23 protein-coding genes are annotated in these 26,520 nt (G+C 37.3%); 14 read left to right on the top strand and 9 right to left on the bottom strand.

What is annotated here, in order from left to right:
• Nucleotides 1-4 precede the first annotated feature (4 nt).
• Complete coding sequence (locus tag ACTBZY_RS01465) at nt 5-1,234, bottom strand: alpha/beta hydrolase family protein (RefSeq protein WP_463044545.1); 1,230 nt, start codon at nt 1,232-1,234, stop codon at nt 5-7.
• Between the two features lie 673 nt (nt 1,235-1,907).
• Here ACTBZY_RS01465 and ACTBZY_RS01460 point away from each other — a divergent pair.
• From ACTBZY_RS01460 to ACTBZY_RS01450, 3 genes are all read left to right on the top strand, one after another.
• Complete coding sequence (locus tag ACTBZY_RS01460; protein WP_463044544.1) at nt 1,908-3,248, top strand: glycosaminoglycan attachment site; 1,341 nt, start codon at nt 1,908-1,910, stop codon at nt 3,246-3,248.
• A 227-nt stretch (nt 3,249-3,475) separates the two neighbouring features.
• Entirely contained in the window at nt 3,476-3,718 is a 243-nt protein-coding gene (locus tag ACTBZY_RS01455) for a hypothetical protein (RefSeq protein ID WP_463044543.1), read from the top strand.
• A gap of 27 nt (nt 3,719-3,745) precedes the next feature.
• Complete coding sequence (locus tag ACTBZY_RS01450) at nt 3,746-3,931, top strand: hypothetical protein (RefSeq protein ID WP_463044542.1); 186 nt, start codon at nt 3,746-3,748, stop codon at nt 3,929-3,931.
• Nucleotides 3,932-4,292: 361 nt separating this feature from the next.
• On the opposite strand, the gene ACTBZY_RS01445 is transcribed toward ACTBZY_RS01450, so the two are convergent.
• The 4 genes from ACTBZY_RS01445 to ACTBZY_RS01430 all read right to left on the bottom strand — a co-directional run bounded on the left by ACTBZY_RS01445 (nt 4,293) and on the right by ACTBZY_RS01430 (nt 7,806).
• Entirely contained in the window at nt 4,293-4,958 is a 666-nt protein-coding gene (locus ACTBZY_RS01445) for a hypothetical protein (protein WP_463044541.1), read from the bottom strand.
• Between the two features lie 4 nt (nt 4,959-4,962).
• Nucleotides 4,963-6,243, bottom strand: a complete 1,281-nt coding sequence (locus tag ACTBZY_RS01440) for an LVIVD repeat-containing protein (RefSeq protein ID WP_463044540.1) — start codon at nt 6,241-6,243, stop codon at nt 4,963-4,965.
• Nucleotides 6,244-6,478: 235 nt separating this feature from the next.
• Nucleotides 6,479-7,225: a helix-turn-helix domain-containing protein gene (locus ACTBZY_RS01435; protein ID WP_463044539.1), complete on the bottom strand. Its 747-nt coding sequence runs from the start codon at nt 7,223-7,225 to the stop codon at nt 6,479-6,481.
• A gap of 299 nt (nt 7,226-7,524) precedes the next feature.
• Nucleotides 7,525-7,806: a hypothetical protein gene (locus ACTBZY_RS01430; protein WP_463044538.1), complete on the bottom strand. Its 282-nt coding sequence runs from the start codon at nt 7,804-7,806 to the stop codon at nt 7,525-7,527.
• A gap of 301 nt (nt 7,807-8,107) precedes the next feature.
• Between ACTBZY_RS01430 and ACTBZY_RS01425 the strand changes: the two genes are divergently transcribed.
• On the top strand, nt 8,108-8,605 hold the full coding sequence (locus ACTBZY_RS01425) for a peroxiredoxin-like family protein (RefSeq protein ID WP_463044537.1): 498 nt from the start codon (nt 8,108-8,110) through the stop codon (nt 8,603-8,605).
• A gap of 505 nt (nt 8,606-9,110) precedes the next feature.
• On the top strand, nt 9,111-9,347 hold the full coding sequence (locus ACTBZY_RS01420; RefSeq protein WP_463044536.1) for a hypothetical protein: 237 nt from the start codon (nt 9,111-9,113) through the stop codon (nt 9,345-9,347).
• 166 nt (nt 9,348-9,513) lie between these two features.
• On the opposite strand, the gene ACTBZY_RS01415 is transcribed toward ACTBZY_RS01420, so the two are convergent.
• Entirely contained in the window at nt 9,514-10,173 is a 660-nt protein-coding gene (locus tag ACTBZY_RS01415) for an arylesterase (protein WP_463044535.1), read from the bottom strand.
• A gap of 42 nt (nt 10,174-10,215) precedes the next feature.
• On the opposite strand from ACTBZY_RS01415, the gene ACTBZY_RS01410 reads away from it, so the two are divergent.
• From ACTBZY_RS01410 to ACTBZY_RS01390, 5 genes are all read left to right on the top strand, one after another.
• Complete coding sequence (locus tag ACTBZY_RS01410; protein ID WP_463044534.1) at nt 10,216-10,905, top strand: ABC transporter ATP-binding protein; 690 nt, start codon at nt 10,216-10,218, stop codon at nt 10,903-10,905.
• Entirely contained in the window at nt 10,905-13,442 is a 2,538-nt protein-coding gene (locus tag ACTBZY_RS01405; protein ID WP_463044533.1) for an ABC transporter permease, read from the top strand. Before ACTBZY_RS01410 ends, ACTBZY_RS01405 begins: the two co-directional genes overlap by 1 nt.
• 146 nt (nt 13,443-13,588) lie before the next feature.
• A complete protein-coding gene (locus ACTBZY_RS01400; RefSeq protein ID WP_463044532.1) occupies nt 13,589-15,196 on the top strand; it encodes a glutamate synthase-related protein in 1,608 nt (535 codons plus the stop codon).
• Between the two features lie 49 nt (nt 15,197-15,245).
• On the top strand, nt 15,246-15,989 hold the full coding sequence (locus ACTBZY_RS01395; protein ID WP_463044531.1) for a hypothetical protein: 744 nt from the start codon (nt 15,246-15,248) through the stop codon (nt 15,987-15,989).
• A 72-nt stretch (nt 15,990-16,061) separates the two neighbouring features.
• Nucleotides 16,062-16,343 (top strand): DUF427 domain-containing protein, encoded by a 282-nt coding sequence (locus ACTBZY_RS01390; RefSeq protein WP_463044530.1) that lies wholly within the window; start codon nt 16,062-16,064, stop codon nt 16,341-16,343.
• A 582-nt stretch (nt 16,344-16,925) separates the two neighbouring features.
• On the opposite strand, the gene ACTBZY_RS01385 is transcribed toward ACTBZY_RS01390, so the two are convergent.
• Nucleotides 16,926-17,579, bottom strand: coding sequence for a response regulator transcription factor (locus ACTBZY_RS01385; RefSeq protein WP_463044529.1), 654 nt, complete (start codon nt 17,577-17,579; stop codon nt 16,926-16,928).
• 68 nt (nt 17,580-17,647) lie between these two features.
• The gene (locus ACTBZY_RS01380) at nt 17,648-19,474 is read right to left on the bottom strand and encodes a sensor histidine kinase (RefSeq protein ID WP_463044528.1); all 1,827 of its coding nucleotides are present in this window, start codon (nt 19,472-19,474) and stop codon (nt 17,648-17,650) included.
• A 60-nt stretch (nt 19,475-19,534) separates the two neighbouring features.
• On the opposite strand from ACTBZY_RS01380, the gene ACTBZY_RS01375 reads away from it, so the two are divergent.
• The 3 genes from ACTBZY_RS01375 (at nt 19,535) to ACTBZY_RS01365 (ending at nt 24,141) form a co-directional block, all read left to right on the top strand.
• Nucleotides 19,535-19,903, top strand: a complete 369-nt coding sequence (locus ACTBZY_RS01375; RefSeq protein WP_463044527.1) for a LytTR family transcriptional regulator DNA-binding domain-containing protein — start codon at nt 19,535-19,537, stop codon at nt 19,901-19,903.
• Nucleotides 19,904-19,914: 11 nt separating this feature from the next.
• Nucleotides 19,915-21,012 (top strand): hypothetical protein, encoded by a 1,098-nt coding sequence (locus tag ACTBZY_RS01370; RefSeq protein WP_463044526.1) that lies wholly within the window; start codon nt 19,915-19,917, stop codon nt 21,010-21,012.
• 81 nt (nt 21,013-21,093) lie between these two features.
• Entirely contained in the window at nt 21,094-24,141 is a 3,048-nt protein-coding gene (locus ACTBZY_RS01365) for a 3-coathanger stack domain-containing protein (protein ID WP_463044525.1), read from the top strand.
• A 654-nt stretch (nt 24,142-24,795) separates the two neighbouring features.
• Here ACTBZY_RS01365 and ACTBZY_RS01360 read toward each other — a convergent pair.
• Nucleotides 24,796-25,620 carry an SGNH/GDSL hydrolase family protein gene (locus ACTBZY_RS01360; protein ID WP_463044524.1) on the bottom strand — a complete coding sequence of 275 codons (825 nt, stop codon included), beginning with the start codon at nt 25,618-25,620 and terminating at the stop codon, nt 24,796-24,798.
• Between the two features lie 225 nt (nt 25,621-25,845).
• Between ACTBZY_RS01360 and ACTBZY_RS01355 the strand changes: the two genes are divergently transcribed.
• The coding region (locus ACTBZY_RS01355; RefSeq protein ID WP_463044523.1) for an Hcp family type VI secretion system effector at nt 25,846-26,520 on the top strand (675 nt) is incomplete at its 3' end.

Below are 26,520 nucleotides of genomic sequence, written 5' to 3'. Positions count from 1 at the left end.
CTTTCTACTTCAAATGCTTATCAGCAAAATCTAAATAATTAGCCCAATCTTCTGGCATTACTTCGTGTTTGCCACTTCTTTCATGATAGCCCAGCGGCCCTTTTTGTCTGGTTTCGTTTATGGCAGGTGGAGTTTCAGAAAGTTTATCAAAACCATAGGCTTGGTAAAGCTTAGATGCCTCGTATAAACTCAAATATTGTCCTAGTGGGTCACTCCACTGGTCACCTTCCGCCGTTGCTACGTATAATGATCTAGGTGCAATTAAAGCTAATAACTGATGTTGGTCAATAGGTAAAGCGGATTCATTGCTGTTATAGTTTTTAAATTTAGCAGTAAACCAATGCGGAAAACTGGTGTTTATTACTTCTACTCTTTCACCATATTCACGTTTAGATAGAGCAGCTCCGCCACAGCCAGATTCGTTTGAAATGGTCATTTTAAAGCGTGGGTCTTGGGCAGATGCCCAAAGGGCTGCTTTACCTAATCTGGAATGTCCAAAAACTGCCACATTTTTGGCGTCTACATCATTATCCGTTTCAAGGTAGTCCATGGCTTTAGAGAACCCTACCGCCCAGGCTCCTATAGTGCCCATGGTGGTTTCTCCTAAGATACTGTGCAATCCATTTTTAAATCCATCATCAAAATCTGGGTCTAGGTCACCGCAATAGATATTTGCCAGTCCGTAACCTCTGTCAATGATTTTTTCAATAGGCCATCTGTAGGCACGCACGCCCCTAGAGGTTTCGGTGGCTTTGTTGTTTTCTATAAAGAAGGCTTCCTTATTTGGTATCCAGTTTTCTGAAATAGAAATGCCCGAATCGGTGGACAAAGTATGATTGCCATAGAAGTTCAGACCAAGAAAAACGGGAGCATTACTAACTGCTTTAGGCGTAAAAAGCATAATAGAAAAGGAATGTTGTTTACCATTTCTTTCCATAGTACAGACTATTTCCTTTCTTATCGCTTTTCCGTTTAGGGCTTCATTGTCTCGATTAGTTACTTTAAAACTCGTTTTAACACCTTCTAAGTCCGTTTTACCGTAAACTTCAGATTCAAAAAGGCTCAAGGTTTCTGCACGTCTTTTGTTTTTCCAGTCGTTCACTGTTTTTCCATCTTCTAAAATAGGAGGGAGTTTATAAACAGGAACTTTGTCTTCATTATAATTTGCTGCTTGCTGTGCCATAATAGGGGTGATTAAGAAGGTGCTTATAAAAGCGATGAATAGGTTTTTCATGGGTTGTTTCTATAGAAATGATTGAGTGTTTAAATTTAAGGAAAATGTGGGAGCAGGATTTAAAATTAATGGATTTTCTAAGAGTGGCTTTAAGGACTAATAGGTTTTACGCAGTAAGCAGGAGGTGCTCAACAGGAACGCCTGCCGCTTCGCTCAAACTGACAATATTAGTGTTGATTTTAAGTCCATTAGATACCCGTACTGTCAGTTCGAGCGACACTCCCTGCCTGTTGGCAGACTGGGAGAACAGTCTTACAAGGATAATTTATCAGAGTCCTTATCGGAGACTCTCTTAATAGGAATAGAGTATAGCGTTATTTAAAGAAGTGCAAGGAGGTTCTCGTCTACGCTCGAACTGACAATAATAGTGTTGATTTTAAGTCCATTACATACCGTTCTGTCAGTTCGAGCGACAGTCGAGAACAGTCATTTTAGGGCAATTTCATAGAGGTTTTTAAGTCGAAAGGTCTCTAAAGGAGATTCTGCTAAAGGAAAAATAGCCCTAAAAACATTTATGTCAACGGACAACCTGATACAGAAATACTTTGAGGAAATGTCATTAAGCACTTCACCGATATGACCGAATAATCAATTTATTAAGCGGTGGTGTTTTTGTTGGTTTAAAACTGTTAGGTTGCGGGAGAGAAAGTGTAGGTAAATAGAAAAGAAAAAAATGAAAACAGCGATTCCAATAAATAAAAGACTATTTGAAATATTTACTCTCTTCACTAGAGAACCATTTGTATTACTTTATACGAAAGAATTGGAATTTTACTCAAATGGAAATGGTGGATTGGTAGGCGTTATAAGTCTTGACTTGATAGATAATGACTATTATGCCTGTATTTTATCAAGAGACAAATCAAAGCAATATCGAGCGGAATTAGTTATAGGGAACATTCTTGAAATTGAAGATGCAAGAGAATGGATTGCTCAAAAAATGGGTAGTAATTCAATAGTTCACCATGATAATAGCTCAGATCATTTTGATATATTTAAAGAATTAAATAACGAAGAAAAACGTCATCCTTATTTTAAATTATTAAAGCAAAACATTGGATTACTTTCAGCCAAAAGTGTTTTAGAGGAAATATCTTATCACTATAAAGATATTGATGGAAATTTCATTGAGCAGTTTCAATCGATAAACGGATTTGATTCTAGAATTTGGGAATTATTTTTATTCTGTTTCTTTAGGGAGCAATTTTTCTCATTTAAGAGAATGTATAATGCCCCCGACTATCTAATTGGAAAATTTGGTAATGATATAGCTGTTGAGGCCGTTATTGTAAGCAGGAAAACAGAATTGAATAAGGTTGAAGTTCAGACGGAGGCGGAAATAGAGAAACTTCTAAGCAATGAGATACCATTACTTTTTTCCAGTGCACTATTTGATAAAATGAAAAAGAAGTATTGGGAAAAGCAACATGTTAAAGGAATACCTTTTGTAATTGCAATTGCTGATTTTCATGATACCATGTCTATGACCTGGACATTCAATGCTTTATTGGAGTATTTATATGGTTACAGATATGAAGATTCTTTTAACGAGAAAGGTAATCTAAATGTTAAAGCAATAAAAATAGAACCCTATACTAAAGTTAACGGTACAAAAATTCCGAGTGGTTTCTTTTTTGAGTCAAATTCAGAGAATGTTAGTGCAGTAATTTTTTCTACATGTGGAACTTTATCGAAATTTAATCGAATGGGTAAACAAGCAGGATTAGGGAGTGAAGATAATATTTTGATTCGAAATGGTACTTACTTTAATCATGAAAGCAATGCCGCAAAACCAATCATGTCTAGTTATAAAGTGGATGAAACAAGCAAAGAAAGTTGGTCTGAGGGAGTTGTGATTTATCACAATCCAAATGCATTAATTCCACTAGATCTAAATTTATTTAACGATAGTGTTGCACAATGTTTTTTTGATGTTAATGATAATTTGATACGAAGTGTCATGCCTAAAATATTTCCGTATAATTCTTTTACTGAAAATGTAATTTTGCAATAGAAAAGCTTTCTGGGGCACCGAATCACTAAGATGCATTTACTTTAGTGTTAACTTGCTTTCAATAAGTAGTTTCTTGTGTAAGAAGCCATTTATCAAAGGATTTTCTGTTATAGGAAACAGACGAAAAAAAATATTTAAAGATGAAAAAGTTAATTGTAATTTTCTCGTTAATTGTTGTTTCATCTTCGCTAATCTCGGCTCAGAGTCTATGTGAACCTAAAACAAAAATGTATAATATTACTTCAAAAACGGGAGTGACTATTAAGTACATTGATTATGTGCTTCCAGGTTTAGACCTTATTTATGGAAAAGCAGATACAAAAGTAAAAAAAATCATAAGTGATGGTATAGTGGGCTATTTTTATGAGATTTCATACGAAAGTACAAAAGGTGCAAAATTGGCATCTATAGAATATCAGGATTTAGTAGATATTTTAATAGCGATGAATACATTAAAAATTGAATCTTAAAACGACCTTTTATTAAGTCCTGATTATTTGGAAAATAAGTTTGTAACGGGGGATGGATTTGAATTAGGTTACAATATTAGCGATGGTAAAGTTCTATGGTTTATAACTCTTGAAAGATGTGATTCTGGTAATTCTATTCGCGTTTATGATTATGAAACCATCGAGTCAGCCTTTAATTTAGCTAAGGATAAAATAGAGAAATTAAGAAGTTAAATTTCCCCTCATCAGAGTCTCCGCTAAGGACTCTCCTAGAGACCTTTGATAGGTTGAACTTAGCCAGAATTGACCCTTCGGATTGTGTGAAAAACTTTATATACAATATGAGTTTAGCAAGTCAAAAGGATTTTCGATTATAGAAAAAGCGGAACTCATGAAATAGTATTCTGACGTTGCTCCAGCTTTTATTTAATCTTCGGCTGATAAGAGTAATTTATACATTCGACTATTGAACGAGAGTAAATTTCAGTCTTTTTTGCCCTCGTTAAGAAAAGGAGAATAGAATTTACCTCTTTCATAGAGACACTATTATATACACCTGAGAACAGACCTAATTTGCACAGAAGAAGCCTTCCTCCTAAAACTCAAACCCAAACCGCACGACCAATCTATTATGGTTTCGGGTTTCTACGCTGGAATAATATTCATCTATTTCCTGAGTGCTTTCCGTTTTAAGGGATTGGTGTTTGTACCCAAAATTTAACACCCAGGCAGAGCCACTTCTAGTCGGAATTTTATAACCAATAGTAGGGGAGATGTTGAGGCCTCCTGATGTTTTGGTAGAAGAATTATCCTCGTGAAGAATGGTAGTACCGTAGCCGGCATCTAAACCCGCAATAATGGCTGCCCCTCCCTCCTTTTTTTGGACTAATTGCCTTCTTAAACCCAACTGAATAGGAACTATTAAGGAGTTATTGAACCAGTCGACCCCTGTGGTGAGACCAACAGCCGTTTTAGGATTAAGGTAAACGCCATTGAAAGTTTGTATAGTAATATTTGCCACATTTTTTACTTCATAGTTTTCTGTATTCTGCGTTGGGGCATAATATGAACTGTAACTATAATAAGGATAATAATTGTAGAAATTCTTAACTCGGCCAAACATGCCACCAATTTCGGTGATGTTAACAAACTGATACTTCTCAAATAATAATTCCGATTCTTTCTCTTGTGCAGAAACTCCCAGCGAGGCAAAAAGGCTTACAGCAACAATTAAGAGGGTAAGTGTGCTTATTAATTTCATAGTCTTAATTTTTTTCAACGCTAATTTTGCTCAATAATTTAAGATTTTTAGGGTCGCTATAGTCGTATTGATATAAACCGTCATTCCCCACCATTAGTAACAAATTTCCTTGCAAAGGAATGACGTCGAAGGCATTGACATCTTTGATGTGCTCTTGTAATTTGATGTCATTGACATTGTTTGCATCAAAACTTTTCAAGCCAAAAGTTCCTTCGCAGATAAATAGTTTTCCATTGTCAATCCCAAGGCCATGAGGATTCTCCATATCGTAGGATTTAATAAGCACGGGACGCGATAAATTCGCGACATTAATCACGTCAAGGCGATTTGGGGCTACACCACACCAGCCTTCTCTTAAGGTTACATAGGCAATGTCGTTTTCAACCACCACTGGGTCGCAGGCACGTGCATGCTCAAATACAGAGAGTCGCTTCGGGCTCATTGGGTTGGCGTTATCAAAAATATGCATGCCTGTATTAGAACCAATAAACAGCTTGTCTTTATATGGAAAAATGGTTTCAATGCCCCAGCCAAGGTTTATGGTGGTGGTAGAGTCTGGGTTTTGCTCATTTTCAATATTGAAGAGCGTCATGTCGTTTTGGGACACTGTATAAAGGTAATCTTCATAAACGGCAAAACGTGCCATAGAGCCTCCCGCACCTGAGTTTGCACCATTTGCTCCTGATGAGGCTGTGGGGGCCTGGAAACTATCATAAAATTCAGGACCCCAATTAGGCCAAGAACCGTATTTAGCACCACAATTGGTTTTAATAGTTTGCGTGACAGTTTTCCATTCATAGTCTATCACAGTTCTACTGTATGGGTCATATTGCCAGGCTATTCCATTATACAGACCACTTTTGAAAACATTTTTTTGACGTCCCACTTCTACTACATTTTTAGGGTCGGTGATGTCTAAAGCCACCATGTCCATATAACTGTCTACATAAAGTGTGTTGTTTTTTACCGCCATGTCTACCGCCCCCGGAATTTCTATAAATGAAAGCTTGATAGGGTTAGCTGGGTTGGCATTGTCAATAATGTGAACACCTCTTTTGGCATCACTGATAAAAATAAAATTGTCTTTAATATAAATTTTGGCTGGATTAATCAGCGTTGCTTGTGGAAGCACTCGTACACTAGCTCTTATGCTCTCCAGTGTAAATTTAACAGGAACCATGCGGCGAGAGGTAGTAGTGACTTCGCAATTATCTGTACAGGAAATCATAGTGCTTAAGAGCAGAATGGCGAAACCTGATTTAAGGAATGTAATGGATTTTATCATAAGGGTTTATCAATAAGTATGTGAGTGTGACCAAGTACTTAGGTGAAGTTAATTTTTGTGCAAAAGGTTGTATGAGATTTGGAAATATTTTTTCAAGAATCTTGAAAGGCTCGAAAATGGAAAGTCCTGAGTAATACGAATTTATAGTGGTATTACGCAGGTTACCTTTCTTTTAGATGCTATGGTGTGCTTATTAAAAACGCCTCATAAAGGTGGGTTAGAGGCTATTTCCGACCTATTGGTCCTCATGCGTCATGTGGTTTTCTATGTACCAGTTTCCGTCAATACGTCGCCACTGCGTTAAGTAGTTTCCAGTGAATTCGCCCTGATTAATTCCTTTCCAGGAACCTCTGTCTATGGCAATAGAATCTGCTATGATAACCTGTTTAGATTGGTTATTTGTAAGGCGAAACCCTGTGTCATACACCTCTTCAAAATACTCTATGATAGCAGCTCTGCCATGAATTTCGGGATATCCTGTAGGATTCATGATAGCATCATTTAGAAATATGGATCCAATGGCTTCAAAATCTCCTGCGTTAAAATTTTCAATAAGATTGGGGTTTATTTCTGTTAAGGGAGAGTTGTTCTTTGTGAGGTTCTTAGCTTTTACATATTCCGACATGCCAAAAAGCAGTATGGCTATTGAAAAGAGTAAGATGCTCAGTTTTGAAATGATGTTCATTTTGTTGTTTTTTAAGTTCGAAATAGCCGTATAAACTTTGGAGAATTTCCCGTTTCTGAGTTTATAATCCATGTGGTCGAGCTTATAAGAAAGCTTGCCAAACGAACTGTAAATTTCATAATCTAGGCTTTCAAAAATCAGTTTTATGGTATAGCTTCTGGGCATAACTTCAGCAGATTCTATTCGCTGTATGGTTCTTAGACTCACATTACATTTTTCTGCGAGTTCTCCCTGCGTGAAGCCTTTGGCTAATCTTAATTCTAAAATTTTCTTACCTAAATCTGGTTGGGTGATCATTCCTCTAAAATTCGATACAACATTAGTTTGAACTTAAAGAACATTCAAATTTACAGATTGTATTTGAAACGTCACATAGTCAAAAGGGATATGACATTCGTATGACACTTGCTGTACTTAGTTGATAATAAATATTTTAAAATTCGCCTTTGGGAAGGGTGAAATAATTTTAAAATCTGACAGCAGTACTTATCTGGATAAAAAACTGAATGGTCATAACGAGCACTACTTCTAATTTTCAGTTAAAAGCATGTCTGATTTTGACTGGGGAGAGACTGGTTTTACATTTAATCAATTTGCTAAAATAGATGGCTTAAAATTTCATGATTGCTGATTTTACGGGTGATAAACTGGCATTCGTAATTGCGTTTGGCGTAGTTCAGTTTTACATTTCCATGATTGGTCACATCCATTTCTAAAGGCAGAAACCTTCCCGCTTTATCACCTATTGCATTAATTAACGATGCTTTTTTTCTTGAAGTAGCAGCAAGGTAAAATCGTTCTGCCAATAACTTTTTAGCTAAACTAAAGCCTGAACCTTTAGAGACTCCGGTAATAAACCACACTTTTTTCTGACGCATTATTCTTTGTATTTAATTGATGACCCAAAGTTGGTGTGATGCACAGAAACCTACTTTTCCATATCTATTGAAGGTTTAGTCAAATCTACTTTTTATTAAAAAAACGAGGTCAAAAAAACTCGCACAGCATAATTTGAATAGGAATATTGGACAAATAGCTCTTCTCCAAAACCTTTAAACCTCATAAAAAATTTATAGCTAAAGAGTCCTTTTTTTAGAAAATAATCAGTCAAAAATTAGCAAGAGTGCCCTTAAAGAATTTCAGAAATTAGTCATTGCTAACGCTTCAGAGGTAAAAGGTTTGTCGCTTAGCGATACCGCACCTGATTTTACATTGCCAAACCCCTTTTGGAAAAATGTATTGTTGGCGGAAGCCTTAAAAGAGGGTTTTGTCATTATTAAGTTTTATCGTGTCCAATGGTGTCCTATCTGTAATCTTGACCTAAGAGAGATACAGAAGAACTTGCCAGAGATTCAGGCATTGGGAGCGACTTTGTTTGCTATTAGTCCACAAAGTCCAGATGGTGCACTTACAGCTGCACAAAAGAATGAATTAGGCTACGAAGTACTCAGTGATGCTCATCAAGAAGTCATTAAAGCTTATAATCTACAGTTTGACCCAGGAGAAGATTATCATCAACGTAGAGATTTGACCAAGGAAAATGGCGACGGTTCTAAAACACTACCGGTTCCAGCCACTTTCATTATCGGTAAAAATGGGAAAGTAGTGGCAGGTCATGTTGAAGCGGATTACACGCAAAGAATGTCTGCATTGGAAGTGGCTTTGAAAGCTTTGTAGGGAGATTTAAGTATTTTTTTTTTGGAGGCTCGGTTACGTGGAATTAGCATTGTCGATATAGATTTATAATCTATCCTAAACCCAATTGTCAGTCGCTGCCTGTCGGGAGACTGGGAGAGCAGTCTTATTATGGGTAATTTAGCAGATACTCTAACAGTGGATCTTAATGGAGGCGGGAGAGGCAGAGCTAATTAGTTGATAAGTAAGATGATTTTTGAGCTATAACCGAAGCAACTTCTATGCATGTGTGACTTTGGTTACCAAGTGTCTATGAAATATAAGTTAAGTTTATAAGTGACGTGAGGGGCTACTATTGAGACTTCACAAGTATCATCTCAAAAATAAACTATAAACAATATTTCTATGAAAAAGCTGTCATTTTTTGCTGCTATAATAATGCTGGTAGGACTTACTCAATGTAGAGAGGATGAAAATGTAAATAATTATGTTATCCCAATATATTTATATAATACTAGCCCAGAAGATATACATATGTGGATAACACATGAAAGTATTGGCCCAAATAATAAAGTTGAGGCTCAGCCATGGAAGAAGGGAAACTGAATTTCAGTTAGAAAAGAACGATTTAACTAATTTGCCAGGTGAAACTCCCCAAACTCCTGATGAAAAAGTTACGGTATACATAGGGAGAAACGGAGTAGAGCTTGGATCTAAGCCTTATTATGTAAATAATAAAACCCCTTCGTTAAGTTCAACATGGAATGGGACTTTCCTTGAATAGTAGAGGAGCTGCGATTATTTAGGCTGTCAGATTCTTATGGAAATGGACTCTACTTAGAAATGACGCTGAAAAAAACACTCTGCTCTAAGGAGAGTAAAAGGGTTTCGCATATCTGTTCATTCCCTTATGTCAGAGTCTCCATTTGGAGCTCTGACTTTGTAATATACTAAATCACCCCTTCCAAAACCTCCCAAACATTCTTGGCTAAGATTTTATGTCCATCTATGGTTGGGTGAATGCCATCTGTTTGGTTTAGGCTTGGTACTCCGCCTACGCCATCTAACAGAAACGGAATTAGTTTGACATCGTTAGTTTTGGCTAAATCTGTCCAGATATTTTTAAATTCTGTGGTATAGTCTTGTCCCATGTTTGGTGGTATTTGCATACCTGCCAATATGATTTTTGTGTCAGGGTTTTTCTCCCAAACTAGGTCTATAATAGCCTGTAAGTTGGCTTTAGTCTCTTTTAATGGAATTCCTCTTAAGCCGTCGTTTGCTCCAAGTTCCAGCACAAATACATCTACTTTTTGATTAAGCACCCAGTCTAATCTGTTTAATCCGCCCGAAGTGGTTTCACCACTTAAGCCAGCGTTCACCACGGTATAATCCATTTCTAGAGAATCTAGCTTGTTTTGAATTTTGGCTGGAAAAGCCTCCTCTAATCCCACTCCGTAGCCTGCTGTAAGACTGTTGCCAAAAAACAGGATAGTTTTGGAATTATTCTCAGGTTTTGAGGTGTTCTCTGTCTGCGTGCTTGTTTCTTCTTTGGTTTGGGAAGTACATGCTGCCAGTATCAATACTAGAAAAATAGGAATTAATTTATTCATAGGAGATTTTGATGGGTATCGGAATTTCTTCAAAAGATAATTATGACAAAGATATTAAAGGTTAGACAGCTGGGGAAGTCTTATAGCAGCGGCTCCAGACAATTAACAGTATTAAACGATATTTCATTCGACGTAAGTTCAGGTGCGACGTTTTCTATTGTAGGGCCATCGGGTAGTGGTAAAACAACTTTACTAGGTTTATGTGCAGGTTTAGACAAAGCCGATACAGGAACGGTGGAGCTTTGCGGTAAAACCTTAGAAAGTTTGGACGAAGACCAAAGAGCTTTAGTAAGAAATGAGGAAGTAGGTTTTATTTTCCAAGATTTTCAATTGTTACCTACTTTAACGGCTCTTGAAAATGTATCGGTGCCCTTAGAGTTGCAAGGTTCTAAGGAAGCTAGCACACGGGCTATGGAGCTTTTAGGTAAGGTTGGTTTAGGTGATAGAGTGCATCATTACCCATCACAACTTTCTGGCGGTGAACAGCAGCGAGTAGCTTTGGCAAGGGCTTTTTCTACCAAACCCTCTATTTTATTTGCTGATGAACCTACAGGGAATTTGGACGAAGAAACAGGGGAGAAGGTGATTAAACTCCTTTTTGAACTGAATAAAGAAGCTGGCACCACCTTGGTGATAGTAACCCACGATTTAGAATTAGCCAAAAGAACACAGCAAGTTTTACGACTAAAAGGTGGTAAAATCTTATCAAACGAAATCAACACCATAGTCTAATGCAGCATTCAAAAGCAAATTTTAAATGGCTGCTAAAGATGGCATGGCGAGATGGGAAAGCCAGCGGTAAAAGGCTGTTACTTTTCATGGCGTCCATTATTCTGGGAATTGCGGCGGTGGTTTCCATTCAGTCTTTTAGTAAAAATCTGAAAGATAATATAGGCTTACAGTCCAAGGCTCTCATGGGAGCAGATTATTTGATTGATAGTAAGCAGATACCTACTGAAGGTGTTCAAGCGATTATTGACTCTTTAAAGCCTGTTGGCAATGAAGTGAGTTTTGCTTCTATGGCTGCTTTTCCTAGCAAATCTGCCAATAAACTGGTGCAGGTGAGAGGTATTGGTGGGGCTTTTCCTATTTATGGGGAGCTAGAAACTGTTCCTGTTTCTGCGGCTAAAGCATATCAAAGTGGGAATGCCGCATTAGTAGATGCCACGGTGATGCTTCAGTTTGATTTGAAAATAGGAGATAGTGTAAAGGTTGGCAATACCACTTTTCCAATTGTTGGTTCACTAAAATCAGCACCAGGAAGTAATGCTTTTTCTACCACCATGGCACCGCCAGTAGTGTTGCCGTATGAGGCCATGGAAGCAACGGGTTTATTACAATTAGGCAGCCGTGTGGAGTATAATTACTATTTCAAAGCTGCACCAGAATTAGATATTGATGCTCTTGATGATAAAGTAGACCCAAGATTAGATGCTGATAATGCTGATTTTGATTCGCATACTTCCGTGAGTGAGCGACTGGGCAAAAACTATGAAAACTTTGCCAAGTTCTTAAACTTGGTTGCTTTTATTGCTCTATTATTGGGCTGTGTGGGTATAGCGAGTTCGGTGCATATTTACATTAAAGAGAAGTTAAAAGCAGTAGCGGTTTTAAAATGTATAGGTGCCACCAGAAGGCAGTCTTTTCTTATTTATCTTATCCAGATAGCTGGCTTGGGCTTCTTAGGAGGTATTATCGGAACTATGGCTGGTTTAGGTTTACAGGCTCTCTTCCCAATATTCATTCAGGATTTATTACCGTTTGATGTAGAAATTAGCATTAGTGTTCAGCCTATTATAATGGGCTTGCTTTTGGGTGTTTTTATGTCTGTGCTTTTTGCTTTGCTACCCTTATTGAAAACATGGTTTGTGTCTCCTTTGGAGGTTTTACGTGTTCAGGAAGACGAAAATCCTGCGAGTCAAAAAGCCAGTGCTTTGGTGCTATTGGCCATTGTGGTTTTTATATTTCTGTTTTCGCTATGGTTTCTTGAAAGCTGGAAATACGCTTTAGGTTTTGTTGGAGGTATTTTAGTTACTTTCTCCATTTTAGCGGGTGTCTCTTATTTATTTATGAGAGGCATCAAAAAGTATTTCCCTCATTCTTGGGGATTTACGGCACGCCAAAGCTTATTGAATTTGTTCAGGCCAAATAATCAAACCATGGTGTTGATTTTGGCCATTGGTGTAGGTAGCTTTTTGATAAGTACACTTTACTTTACCAAAGATATTTTATTGGCAAAAGCTTCTTTAGAAAACAGTGAAGATAGTCCAAATGTGATTCTTTTGGATATTCAAACCCCTCAAAAGGAAGCGGTGGCTGCTGCCATTCAAAACAAGAAATTGAAAGTATTAGATAACATTCCCATTATCACCATGCGGGTGCATAGCATCAATGGCGTGTCTGCAGATGTGATAAGGGAAGATACCATTTCTAAAAGAGGAAAATGGATAGTGAATCATGAATTCAGAACGACTTATAGAGATTCCCTAAGTGCTTCCGAATCTATGGAATCGGGTAAGTGGCCTGTGGCAAGAGAGGGTAATGGTTTAATTCCGATTTCTATCTCGGATAATTTAGCAAAAGATGCTCAATTAGAAGTAGGGGATAGCGTGGTTTTTAATGTGCAAGGCGTTTTAATGAACACGTATGTAGGAGGTGTGAGAACGGTGGATTGGCAAAGAATGCAATTAAACTTTTCAGTGGTTTTTCCATCTGGTATATTAGAAAATGCTCCTCAGTTTACCGTAATGACGACAAATGCTCCTGATGAGCAAATTTCGGCTAGTCTCCAGCAAGAGTTGGTTTCTAACTTCCCAAATGTCACCATTTTGGATTTAAGGCAAGTTTTAGCAACCGTTCAGGGTATTCTTGACAAAATTTCGTGGGTTATTAATTTCATGGCCTTTTTTAGTATTCTCACTGGAATTATAGTGTTGATAGGCTCTGTGAGAACCAGTAAATACCAAAGAATTAAAGAGAGTGTTTTACTACGAACTTTGGGAGCGAAGAGCAAACAGATTTTGAAAATTACCGCTTTAGAATATTTCTATTTAGGTATTTTAGGAACAGGAATAGGCATATTCCTGTCGCTGGTGGCGAGTCAGTTATTAGCCTATTTTGTGTTTAAAGCACCATTTGTTCCTTCTTTGGTGCCGTTCTTCGTGCTTTTGCCAGGGATTACGGGTATTGTGCTTTTGATAGGATTAAGCAATAGCAGGAGCGTTTTAAACAGTCCACCTTTAGAGGTTTTAAGGAAAGAGGCGGGGTAATTTTTTTAAAAGTTTGTTCTTTTTAGCTAAAGGGAAAAATCCCTCCATGTTATATTTCCGTTCATCTAAATCTAGCGTAACGGCAATATTAATTTATTGATCTACCGCTTATTATCGGTATTATGGGTAACAATAAACTTGTAGACATGAAAAAAAAGAAACTTTGTCCTTTAAGCGACTTACAGGATAGAACTCCTATTCATCAAATTATCAATGGTTTGGATCTAGTTTTAACCAAGTTTGATGACGAGATTTCCTTACTTTATGGGCGTTGCCTTCACAGAGGTGCTTTAATGGCAGATGGTTTTGTGGATGGACATAATTTAATGTGCGGACTTCACGGTTGGGATTATCGATTAGACACGGGTGTCAGTGAATACAATAATGAGGAAGCCCTTCACAGTTTTCATACAGAAATAATTGATGGCTGGGTTTGCACGGATGAAGATGAAATCGATGCGTATTTGCTGAAATTTCCTCAACCTTTTAATAGAGATGCCTATCTAGGGGAATTTGCAGATACACATCCAGAAACTACCGAACCTTATACGGCATATATCAAAGATCTTGCTCAGAATGGGCTTTCAAAGCACGGGCACCATGGGCCTTCGGCTTCCATGGGTGTTGACAGAAACCTTTTACCCAAATGGGAAAATATCCAATTTCTCCCTGCTCAATTATCTAAAAGACCGCTTTTTGATGAAGATCATGTACTTACTAAAGTGGTGATAGGTGTAAAAGCCAAGAAGCCCTTAAGACTTGCTATGCCCATTTTTGTCTCGGACATGAGTTTTGGTGCTTTATCCAAGGAAGCCAAGATTGCCTTGGCAAAAGGAGCAGAAATGGCGGGTACGGGTATTTGTAGTGGGGAAGGTGGGATGCTGGAAGAAGAGCAAGAAAGTAACTCCAAATATTTTTATGAACTGGCCTCAGCCAAGTTTGGATTTTCTTGGGAGAAGGTCAAAAAAACGCAGGCTTTTCACTTTAAAGGTGGTCAAGGAGCTAAAACAGGCACTGGAGGGCATTTGCCTGGAAATAAAGTATCAAAGGATATTGCTAAAGTTAGAGGTTTGAAAGAAGGTGAAACCGCCATTTCTCCCGCTGCATTTCCAGATTTGATTACGGCTCAAGATTTTAGAGACTTTGCCAATGAAGTTCGTGTGAGAACGGGCGGAATTCCTGTGGGTTTCAAAATAGCTGCGAGTAGGATTGAAGAAGACATAAAATTTGCCTTAGAGGTGGGTGTGGACTACATCATTTTAGATGGAAGAGGTGGAGGAACGGGTTCTGCTCCTAAAATTCTTAGAGATAACATTAATGTGCCCACCATACCAGCTCTGGCTAGGGCCAGAAAGTTTTTGGATCAATCTGGGGCTTCTGATGTTGCCCTTATCATAACCGGTGGTTTACGCGTGGCTGAAGATTTCGCCAAAGCTTTAATGATGGGAGCAGACGCTGTAGCCGTCTCAAACGCTGCTCTTCAAGCGATTGGTTGTTTAGGTATGAGGGCCTGTGGTACTAATAACTGCCCCGTGGGTATTGCTACGCAAAAAGAGAATCTTAGGAGTAGGCTGAAAATAGAAAGCTCTGCTAAGCAACTTTATAATTTCTTTACCGCTAGCAATGATCTCATAAAAGTGATAGCTCGTTCTTGTGGTCATAACGATATTGGACAGTTCGAAAAGGAAGATTTGAGTACCTTAGATTATGAAATGCATAAATTATCAGGCATTAAATATGCTGGAATAGGATAAAAACCGCACGATGTTCATTAAAAGTCTTTGACATTTAAATATTAAATATATGGAAGAAAGTATCAAGAATATTCATTCAGCGGTTCAATATTTGTCCGCAGCAGGTCAGAGTTTTTTGCCTAAGGAGAAAGATGACAGTCAGTCTAATTTGGCTTGGAATGCGGAAACCAACAGTTTGGAAACGAGAGACTTGGGTATGGGTGTGAAATTAATGCTAAGTCTAGAAAGTGGTCTTTTAGCATGGAACAGAACGATTGAAAAAATGGACCTAAGAAGCCATACGCACCAAGAAATATTAGCTTGGTTGACGGATACAAGTACTACTTTGGGTCTTACTAAGCCGTATTTGTTTTCTTTCAGTTATAAATTAGATTATCCCGAAATAGAAGCCGACGATAGATATTCTTTTAATTTAAGCCATTCGGAAAGCCTAGCACAGCATTTTACATTGGCACAAAAAGCGATGATATCTTTTTTGAAAACCAATAGTTTAAGTTCTGAAATACGAGTTTGGCCTCATCATTTTGATATGGGAATTTATACCAAACTAAAAGACCAATTTTTTCTTGGAGCAGGTTTGGCTATTCCAGATTCATTGGAAAATGAGTTTTACTTTTATGTCTCTGGCTGGAAGGATGGAATAGCCCTAGCGACTGAAGACTTACCAAAACTAACAGTAGGTTCATGGCATCCAAACTGGAAAGGTGCTACATTGAAATCAACAAGAGTTTCGGAAATGGCGGTGATAACCTTCCTTAATGAGGTTAAGAATATCTTTATTGCGAATAGTTGAGCGATTCTTGGTATATCTGAATCTGCTTTGGCAGAAAATTCGTTTCTAAGATAAATCTAAATTAACAGCAAAATGAAGACCGCAATATGGAATGATGAGGTGATTGCAGAGAGTGATGAAACCGTTGTAATAGAAGGCAACCATTATTTTCCGCCAAACACCCTCAAGAAGGAATTTTTCAAAGAAAATGAAACGCATACGACCTGCCACTGGAAAGGTGTGGCTTCTTACTATGACATAGAAGTGAATGGCAAAACCAATAAGGATGCCGCATGGTATTATCCCGAAACATCTGAATTAGCCAAGGGCATAAAAGGTTATGTAGCTTTCTGGAAAGGGGTAAAAGTGTCTTAATTTGAAATACAAATAGGCTTCGGGTTAATATTTATTCATGATTTTAATAAATGACTTCGCTATCAAATCACTTCCGTTGTCTGATGGATGCAAACCATCGTAAGTCAGATTAATCGCTTTTAAGGGGTTAGGATATTCGTCATAATCGGGTTGAAATTCATTTCCTTAAAGTCTGGATAAGTATAATTTTGATATAGACCAAATTCCCGATTTTTCAGTCTTTTGAAATTAACCAAATGCTCATATTTGAAGCCTTTATGGGCATAAAGATCTATTAACTTTAAGTTTTCATGTTTGGAAACGGCATTCGCAAATTGTTCTAAAAATTGCCCGTTTCATCCAAATGGTCTTTTAGGTAGTTGATGGAATCCTCAATGGCCACTCATGTGATGGTTTGGGGTGTAAAAGAGCTAATAGAAATAGAACAATTATGACTTGTTCATATCTAGGTTAAAGATTAGATGCCACCAAAATAATGCATTTTACCAAGTCTTGATTTTGCTAAAAGAAATACGCGATGCGTTTAAGTGTAATTTTAGGGAAAGCTTAAGATGATTTATAGCACTTTAATAGAAAAATGATTCAAACCCATTTGTTTTTTTGAGCCATTTGTACAGCCTCCAGTTTAGAATGCACGTGCAATTTTTGATATATATTTTCTATATGTTTTCTTGCCGTTTTTGGGCTTATGAATAGTAATTCAGCAATTTGGTTGTAGTTTTTGCCTTCCGAAATTTTCTCTAATATTTCTATTTCTCGGGTACTCAAATCAAAAGAGTCAGGGTTCAGTAACTTTTCTTGCTTTGGTTCGTGGCCCTGATTTCGAAGCAATTCCAGTGCTTTTCTGGCTATAATAGGCGACATGGGCGAGCGACCCTCCATAGTATCTTCAATAGCCTGCATTATTTTGGTTGGCTTTTCATCTTTGAGCATATATCCGCTAGCCCCCGCTTTTATGGCATCAAATATTTTAGCTTCACTATCTACCACGGTAAGCATAATGATTTTGATATGAGGGTAGATATTGTTAATCCATCTGGTGGTTTCAATGCCATCCATTTTTGGCATTTCTATGTCCATCAAAATAACGTCCGGAATGGCTTCTCTTACTGCGTCTAAAGCATCTTGCCCGTTATGAGCCATAAAAATAATTTCTAATTCGTCAAAGATTGCCAAGTTATTTGCCACGTTTCGGAGCAAAGCAGGGTTGTCATCTACAATTCCAATCTTGATCATTCTTATTTCTTTTTACAAATGTACTTTTAGATTGTTTATTAGTGCAATAAGGCATTTGCCGTATTCGCTTATTCCGTTTCCGCTATTTCTAAAAAAGGCAGTGAAAATGTCACTGATGTGCCAAAATCAAGCTTGCTCCCTAATTCAAATTTTCCGTGTAAATTTTCGACTCTATTCTTCATATTGAAAAGTCCTAAATGTTCCATTTGTTGAACTTTAAACTGTTGATTAAATCCTATGCCATTATCTTCTATTCTGAATATAATATTTTTGGGGTCAGCTTTGATGCTAATATTGATTTTGGTGGATTTGGCATGTTTCAAAATATTCTGAAGGGCTTCTTGAATGACTCGGAATGCATTTAGGGCAGTTTCAGAGCGTAGTATTTGATTCATTCCGTTTTGGGTACTCACTTCCCATTCTATACTTTCAGGAATCGATTTAGCTAAATAATTCTTAAGACGACTAGCGAAGTCTGTAACAAAGATCTCTTCCGTTTGGGTGGCCCAAATGCTATCTCGTAAACTTTGAACGGCGAGCTTTACACTTTCATTTAGGTTTTGAATATTTTCACCGTTCAAGTTTTTTTTGCTTGCCAAATAAGCTGCATTTTCAAGTCCAGTACTGAGGATAGTGAGCTGTGAACCAACATGATCGTGTAAGTCCCTGCTAATACGTTCCTTTTCTTTAAGTAATTTTAATTCATTTTTAATAGCAAGATGCCTTTGTCTCTCTTTTTCAGATAGTAAATTTTTAAAGCTCAAACCCATACCTATCATCAGAATAAGGACATCAAACGAAAAGCAGAGTATTTGAATTTCTTGACCCAGAAACCACTGATTTCTTAAAGCTCCTAAATTTCTTAAATAAGACAGCACTGTGAAAATCAACAAAGGCGTAATGCCTACTAAATACAATCGGGTTCCTATTGGGTTTGTTCTCTTTTTAAGAGCCGTAAAGACAATAATAAAACTGGTAATTACAGAAGAAAAAAAGCTGAATGAAGTAAACATTAAAAGCGGATTAGGCACATAGTTATAATTGGTGGAGTAGTAGGAAATAAGTTCTTTCTGGAGAAATATACTCAACATTAAAAAAATGGTAAGCCACCAAATAAATTTTAATCCACCGGTAAGCTTATAATTGCCTAAAGTGAACTTTTTAACAAAAAGTAAAAAAGCAAATTGCCCTATCCAAACGGCCCATTCCTTAAACCCAGATCCATCAAATAGAAATGTTCCTTGCTGATAATAAGGCAAATAATTACCGACTACAGCATGAATAAAAAGTAATTCAAAGAAGACATATAAGGTATAATAGAGAAAAGTGAGGTCTTTTGTGAACAGGAACATAAAAAATGAAAAGAATATAATGGGTATGACCAGACCGGTGAACATACCGAAAATGCTTGTAGAGCGAATTTTCTCTTTGTAAAAATCGGATTCATTCCATAGATGTATATTCCCATTTATCAACATAACCTTTTGTGAAAAGCAAGTGTAAATAGTTGAACGATCACCAGACTTTAAGGTGACTGGAAGAATGAAGTTTTGATGTGGATACAGGCGATTTTCAAACATCGTTTTCCACGATAATTTAGCCAATACATGCTGATTGGAATCATAAAACTTTACTGAGTCTAACCAAGGAGATTTTATTTCTAAAAAGTATTTTTTCTCGTGATTAGTTGGATTCTGAATTCTAATTTGAAACCAATGGTTTGCTCTGTCTTTTCCGAAATTAATATCGTCTCGTTCAAATTTCTGAAAAGGAATCTTGCTGATGTCTTTCTCAGTAAATGTCTTATTTATATCCCGGAAATATTCAATTGTATTTTGAGCGGTTGATTGGTTCAGCCACAAACAAAACAGGATAATTAAAAGGGCTTTAAACATTTTAAAAAATAGGGCATTTGCCTTATTGATAAAGGATTAGAGTTCTTGGAGTTTTGCTTAATGAAATTTAGTAAAAGAAAGCAAAACAAAGTCATGAACAGATTAAAGTTTTTAAGAAACATAGAATTGAGGCCGGAAGAAATACTGCTCGTCGAGTCTGACATAAATTATTCTTGGATTTTTCTATGTAACGGTCGTAAAATAATAATTGCAAAAACCCTAAAGCAAATTACAGAGATAGTAAAGGGAACTCCTATTGTAAGAGTAAACCGACAGGTGATGCTCAATGCCCTTTATATTAAATGCATATCCGCTGGAAGTACTCCTCAAAAAGCTGAATTAATTGATGGGAAAACAGTGACGTTCTCTCGTCGACGTGCCATCAAAGCTCAAAATCACATTGAAAAATATTTAATTAATACACTTTAATAACTATCAAAATGAAAACAAAAATTTTACTATACGCCCTTTTAATGATCTTATCTACCCAGCTTCATGCGGCAATAATTACTGTTGTAAATGGTGATAATTTGCAAACTAAAATTAGCGGAGCTACCGCAGGGGATATTTTGATAGTTGGGCCTGGTACCTACGGTGGTAATGTTGAAATAAACAAAAAATTGACCTTATTTGGCCCCGGCTATAACAGATCTTCAGGTGGAGACGCTGTTTTAAATGGTGTATATTTCTGGATGCAGCCGGGGAGCGATGGTTCCTATATTTCTGGATTTGTGGTCAATGATGTCTTATTGTGTTCAAACAATGTAACATTTATTCGCAACCGAGTGGGCAATTCCCTTTATATGGGTAGCGATGGCACTTCCAATTATATTACCACAGGCATTAAAATTTTGCAAAATTATTTGTGCACAAATAATGTTGCTGTTACTGATGATAATAGAGTCCGCATAGGGAATTCTGCGGCTACAACTCAAACTAATTATTTGTTTAAAAACAATATTGTAATGACAAAAATTTCTTTTGTCCATGATAATAATTCCACAGGAATAGTAGAAAACAATGTTTTTGATCCGGATAATAATAATCATCCTCATTCAGGATATTATAATAATAATTATAGTGTTTCTGGTGGCATAAATGGCGTTTCTTTTTATAATAATATTTTTAAAGGCAAATTTCCAAATGCTGATAACGGCATGTTCATATCTCCAAATAATACACCACTTAATTTCAAATGGAATATTGTGGACGAGTTAACCAACTCCGTTACACTCCCTGCTGATAATTTAGTTACCACTTCGGATATTTATTCGGGCTACCCGACAAATGTTTCTGCTTTAAATAATGCAGATGGAAGGGTAATTCTTAAGCCTCTCTCGCCAGCAATAAATTATGGACGTGCTGCCCCTTATGGTAATGGAGATACGCCAATTGATGCGGGTGCTTTTGGAGGATCACAGCCTTATGTTTTAAACGGCATTCCTATTGGCCCGTACATATATAGTATGAATGTGCCACCGCTAGCTGCAGCAAATAGCGTGATACCTGTCACAATTAAGGCTAAGACCAATAATTAAACTTCAATAGCTCTTTAGCCTTTTTCTTAATTGATAAATTAAGAAGGTGTGGGAACTATGGAGCAATGATAATTACCTATCATGAAAAAAATTATTTACTTAATCATCCTCGCCTTATGCTTTCTAAATAAGGCTGAAGCACAGATTGTATCTGGCGAGTATTTTTGGGACATAGATCCAGGAGTTGGCTTAGCCACGGCACTCACAGCACCAGAAATAGCTACTGGTGCAGTGGATGAAAGCTTTGATTTAAACATTACGTCTCCAGCATCTGCCGGTCAACATATCCTTTTTGTCCGATTTAAGCAAAATGACACCCTCTGGTCGCAGGCTTATCCCCAGAGTCTTTTTATCAGCCCTGAAAATTTACTCTCGGGTGCATTAAGTAAAAAAGATACCTTGGAAGCCAAAACAATAGAACATTATTGGAATGGAAACTCTGGAAGTTCTGTACTAACCGTCCTTCCGGCTTCTGACACTAATTTTAATCTTACGGTTGGTTTGTCAACTAGTGGTGCTTTACCTGGTAGTAATACTTTCAACTATCGAATAAAAGATAAATTTGGTCTTTGGACGGGCTGGGCAAAAGAACAAATTCTCGTATTAGGGGAGTTGCCTTTACCCACCATTGATTCCATTAAATTTGCGATAAAACCTTCCAAATATAGTTTGACAGGAAATATTCTTACTGTCAATTTTAATGATCCAAATGACAAATTGAATTTGGCTTTTAAAAGTATTCCTAGTGACACCAATATAGTGGTGGGCAGAAAAGATATTCCTACTCAAGGACTTAATCATGGCATTCAAATATTGAGTTTTAAAGCCTTTGCTAATAATCGAGTTGTAACAGATATTTCTGGATCTGATACTTCAGCAATATATCAAGTTGCGGTGATGGTAGACACTACCATTAAAATGAGTATTGGCGAACCACGCTTAGCAAATGGAACGCTTTCTACGGAATTTTGCCCAGGAGGTGTTATCAAAATCCCTATAGATACAACTGGAAATTGGCCCAGAAATCATCCTGGAATTACAAGTACGTTTTCAGTGAAACTGTCGAATAACGTTGGTCAAAGTTTTGTGACCATTAGCAGCCAAATGAACAATGCTGGAGATACCTTAGTTGCGACTATTCCTGCGAATAATACATTGGGTAGCGGATTTAAAGTGATGGTAGAAAGTACGAATCCGATGATACGAGATACTGCAAGCAGTACACTTACTATTGGCCTAATACTTAGTGCTTCGGCAAATATTCCAATTGTTTGTGAGGCCAGCACTTTAAATTTAGGCGTAAGTTCCAATGTTCTGGCTTCCTATTCTTGGACGGGGCCTGCTTCTTATTCAGCTTCCGGAAATGCTCCAAATAGGATAAACATACCTGCGAACGGAGGTGGTACTTATTCGGTAAGTTCTGTTTCTACTTTGGCTGGTTGTACTGCTTCGTCTATTGTGGCAGTAACAGTGAACCCACTGCCTATCATTACGCTTGGCAGCAATTCGCCCGTATGTATGGAACAAACTATTAATTTAACTTCCACTTCTGCTAGCAACACATTTGTTTCTTGGTCGAAAGGCATCACCAACTTAGGTGGAACAGCAGGTAATAAATCTATTTCGAATGTTGCCTTAGCAGATTCTGGTTATTACAAAGTGACCTATTCATCTCCCGCTAGTTGCTTAAAAACCGACTCTGTTAAAGTTTCAGTAAAACCTCTTCCAGTGCTTTCAGGAATTACTTCAAATTCTCCTATTTGCTCGGGTAATATCTTGACTTTTGGGCTGAATTCTACTTCTGGATCAACATATGCTTGGACAGGCCCGAATGCATTTAGTTCCACAACAAATAATCAAAGTATTTCGAGTGCTGGAACGAATGCGAGTGGCACCTATTCGGTAACCGTAACTATGAATGGTTGCACGGTGAATACAACAATGGTGAATGTAGTAAATCAAACACCGGTAGCCAATGTCACAAGTCCTGTGTCAATTTGTGCGGCCACTCAGCTGCAGTTAAACATCAACAATACTCCGACCGCCACTTATGCATGGACAGGTCCATTGAGCTTTAGCTCGAGTGTAAAGGATCCTATCGTTTCGGCAAGTTCTAGTCCAGATATGGGTGGTACGTATTCCGTAACTGTTTCATTGGGGACGTGTTCTGCTACTAGTTCGGCTAATGTAACTGTAAAACCTTTACCTGTGCTATCAGGAATTAACACAAATGCCCCCATTTGTTCTGGTAATACCTTGACTTTTGGGCTGAGTTCTACTTCTGGATCAACATATGCATGGACAGGACCGAACGCATTTAGTTCAACAACAAATAATCAAAGTATTTCGAATGCTGGAACAAATGCTAGTGGTACCTATTCGGTAACAGTAACTTTGAATGGTTGCATGGTGAATACAACAGTGGTTAATGTAGTTAATCAAACTCCAGTAGCCAATGTAACAAGTCCTGTATCCATTTGTGAGGCTACTCAGCTACAGTTGAATATCAACAATACTCCGACTGCCACTTATGCATGGACTGGCCCAATGAGTTTTAGCTCGGTTGTAAAGGATCCTATCGTTTCGGCCAATGCAGCCATTAATAGGGGTGGTACTTATTCCGTTACTGTGAGTTTAGGTTCATGCTCAGCAACCAATACGGTACAGGTAACCATTCATGCAATTGCAATTTTGGTTATCGCCAATCAAAGTGCACAAGCTGGTGGAAATGTGAATTTAACCTTGCCAGCTGTAACTTCTGGCAGCACGTTCCCAAATGGTACTGTTTTGACCTATTTTACAGACCTAGCGGGAAATAATATATTGGCAAGTCCATCAAATATTACTGTATCTGGCACCTATTATATCAAAGCAACAGCTCCGGGGTCTTGTGTAGTTATACGGCCGGTTGTAGTTTCTATATGCGGTGGAACATTTGATCCTATTACAAATCCAATTAGTTCAGGAACAGTCATAAATGTTTCGGCACAGAAAATCTCCGCCACCAATGTTATAAGCGGATCAACTACAAAAGTCACGTATCGCTCATCAAAGCATGTTGAGCTTTTACCTGGTTTTAAGGCGGATTCGGGCACTTTATTTATTTCGGAAATTGGTGGATGTCCGTAGTTTTTAATGACTCTCTCAAAAAAAATAGTAAATGACATTTTAAGGTCATTTTAATATAAAACCTCAATGTTTTTAGAAATACCATTCATAAAATAGGGCGTTTGCCTTTTTGAAAGCTCTCTTCAAGTTGCTAAACTTTGTCCTATTAAAAATAAAATTTTACTCCAATGAAAAAACTAATCTTTTTTGGTTTTCTTTTAATAGTGGCAATTTCATGCAAAAGAAAACCTTCACAGCTGATCCCGACATTTCCGAAACTGTTTGCCTTATTCAAAAAATCGAATATGATGAGGGAACTTATGAAAAGTACTTTTTTGACTCAAATAAAAAGCTCACTAATTGCATCTTAACTTATACTGACCTATAAGATGAAACAATAATAGAACTTCCTCAGAAATACGAATATAATACGGCGGGAAATCTATTGAAAATAATAAGTTCAGAGGATAAGTACACATATGATGCCAGTGGAATATTTACAAAAGTTATATTTACTGATGACCAAAAATGAGATTTATGAAGACAGAAGCATTGTTTAAACTAAATATTGTGAACTACCCCGAAACATCGGAATTAGCTAAGGACATAAAAGGTTACGTAGCTTTCTGTAAGGGCGTAAAAGTGTCTTAATTTGAAATACAAATAGGCTTTGGGTTAATATTTCTTCATGATTTTAATAAATGCCTTCGCTATCAAATCATTTCCTTTGTCGGATGGGTGCAAACCATCGTAAGTCAGATTAACCGCTTCTAAAGGGTAAGGATATTCGTCAGAATCGGGGTTGAAATTCTTTTCCTTAAAGTCTGGGTAAGTATAATTTTGAAATAGACCAGATTCTGGATTTTTCAGTCTCTTGAAATTTACCAAATGCTCATATTTGAAGCCTTTATGGTGATAAAGATCTATGAACTTAAAGTTTTCATGCTTGGCAATAATGGTAATGGCATTCGCAAATTGTTCTAGAGATTGCCCGTTTTTTTCTTTATAAGAGCCAAAAGCGTTGTTTTTAGTATTGGCGATGTACACAAAATCTACTCTTTTAAGAGGACTTACCAAAATGATGGGTGCAACTGGATTGAGGCCTTTTAATTTGTCAATAATGATGCGGTAGGAGCCATAAAGGGTTTTGAAACCAGTATTATTTTCATAATCGGCCATGGTACCCACTGGTTTTCCTGCCCACCAATCGTTGGTTCCTAAAAAAACAGAGTAGGCATCCGCCTTTTCTATATCCAAATCATCAATTTTTTCGGCAATTCGACTAGCGGTCCAGCCATTGTGACCTTGGTTTATGTAATTGATATAAGGCAGTTTATTTAGCACTCTGGTCATATAACCTTCCGTAACACGATTGCCCGTTTCATCCAAATGGTCGTTTAGGTAGGTAATGGAATCTCCTATGGCCACCCACTTTATCGTCTTAGAGGAGAATGAGAATACTAAAAGGCAGAGAAGGGCTAAAAGGAAGTTTCTTTTCATGTTTGGGCTGAATAATTAACCCATAAAACTATGGATTTTTAGACTAAAATCCTGAATGAAATTGTTTTCACATTTTCTAAAATCCAGATAATGTTATGGTGTTTTGGATAATATTTTGACTCCTATCATAGCTCCGAGGGATTTTGAAATAGTCGGAAAGGTTTCATAAAGTGCTAATAATAAGGAATAAATGATTATTTTAGTTTAACAAAAAAGCACCATATCATGAAAAAAGTATCAATTAAGTTATTTTGCTTCCTTTTGTTCTTAACAAGTTTTCATGTTTTCTCTCAATCTGGAATTGTTTTACCTCATGGGATTAAAGTACCGGAAGTTGAAGATTTGGATCAAGTGGTTTCCCCTGTAGAAGGCATGATGGTTTATAGTGAACAGCAAAAAGGATTGTACCTAAGAAAAGGAAGTTCTTGGGAAATATTAAGTGAGGCTGTACTCAACAGCGAGGCTCACATTTTTGTAGAAATAGACGGGGAGTCACCTGATTTATATGATGAACTGGTAGGTAAAGGCGTTCACAATTCCGACTCAAAAGTATTGGAGATTGATTTTAATTTTTATAGAGATGCCGCAACCGGACGCACACGAGGGCCCGTTTATTCAAATATAAAATTCAAAAAGAAACTAGGAAGGACCACTTTAAGAATTCAAAGGTCTATTCTATTGGCTTTAGCCTATCCAGAGGTGGTTTTCACTTTTTATGTAAGAGACCCTAATACTTCAACAGATATACCTTACTACAGATACACTTTTGAAAGTGTCAGATTCCTGTCCGACGAAATAATTGGGCCGCATCCTGAATTAAATACCCTCATTCAAAGTTCACCCGTAAGAAATCCTAAGAGCTTGGTGGAGGAAATTAGTCTTGTATTTGACACAATAACA

The sequence above is a fragment of the Arcticibacterium sp. genome (assembly GCF_055134445.1).
The sequence above is the reverse complement of the archived record's forward strand: the minus strand, read 5'-3'. Positions and strand labels throughout refer to the sequence as shown.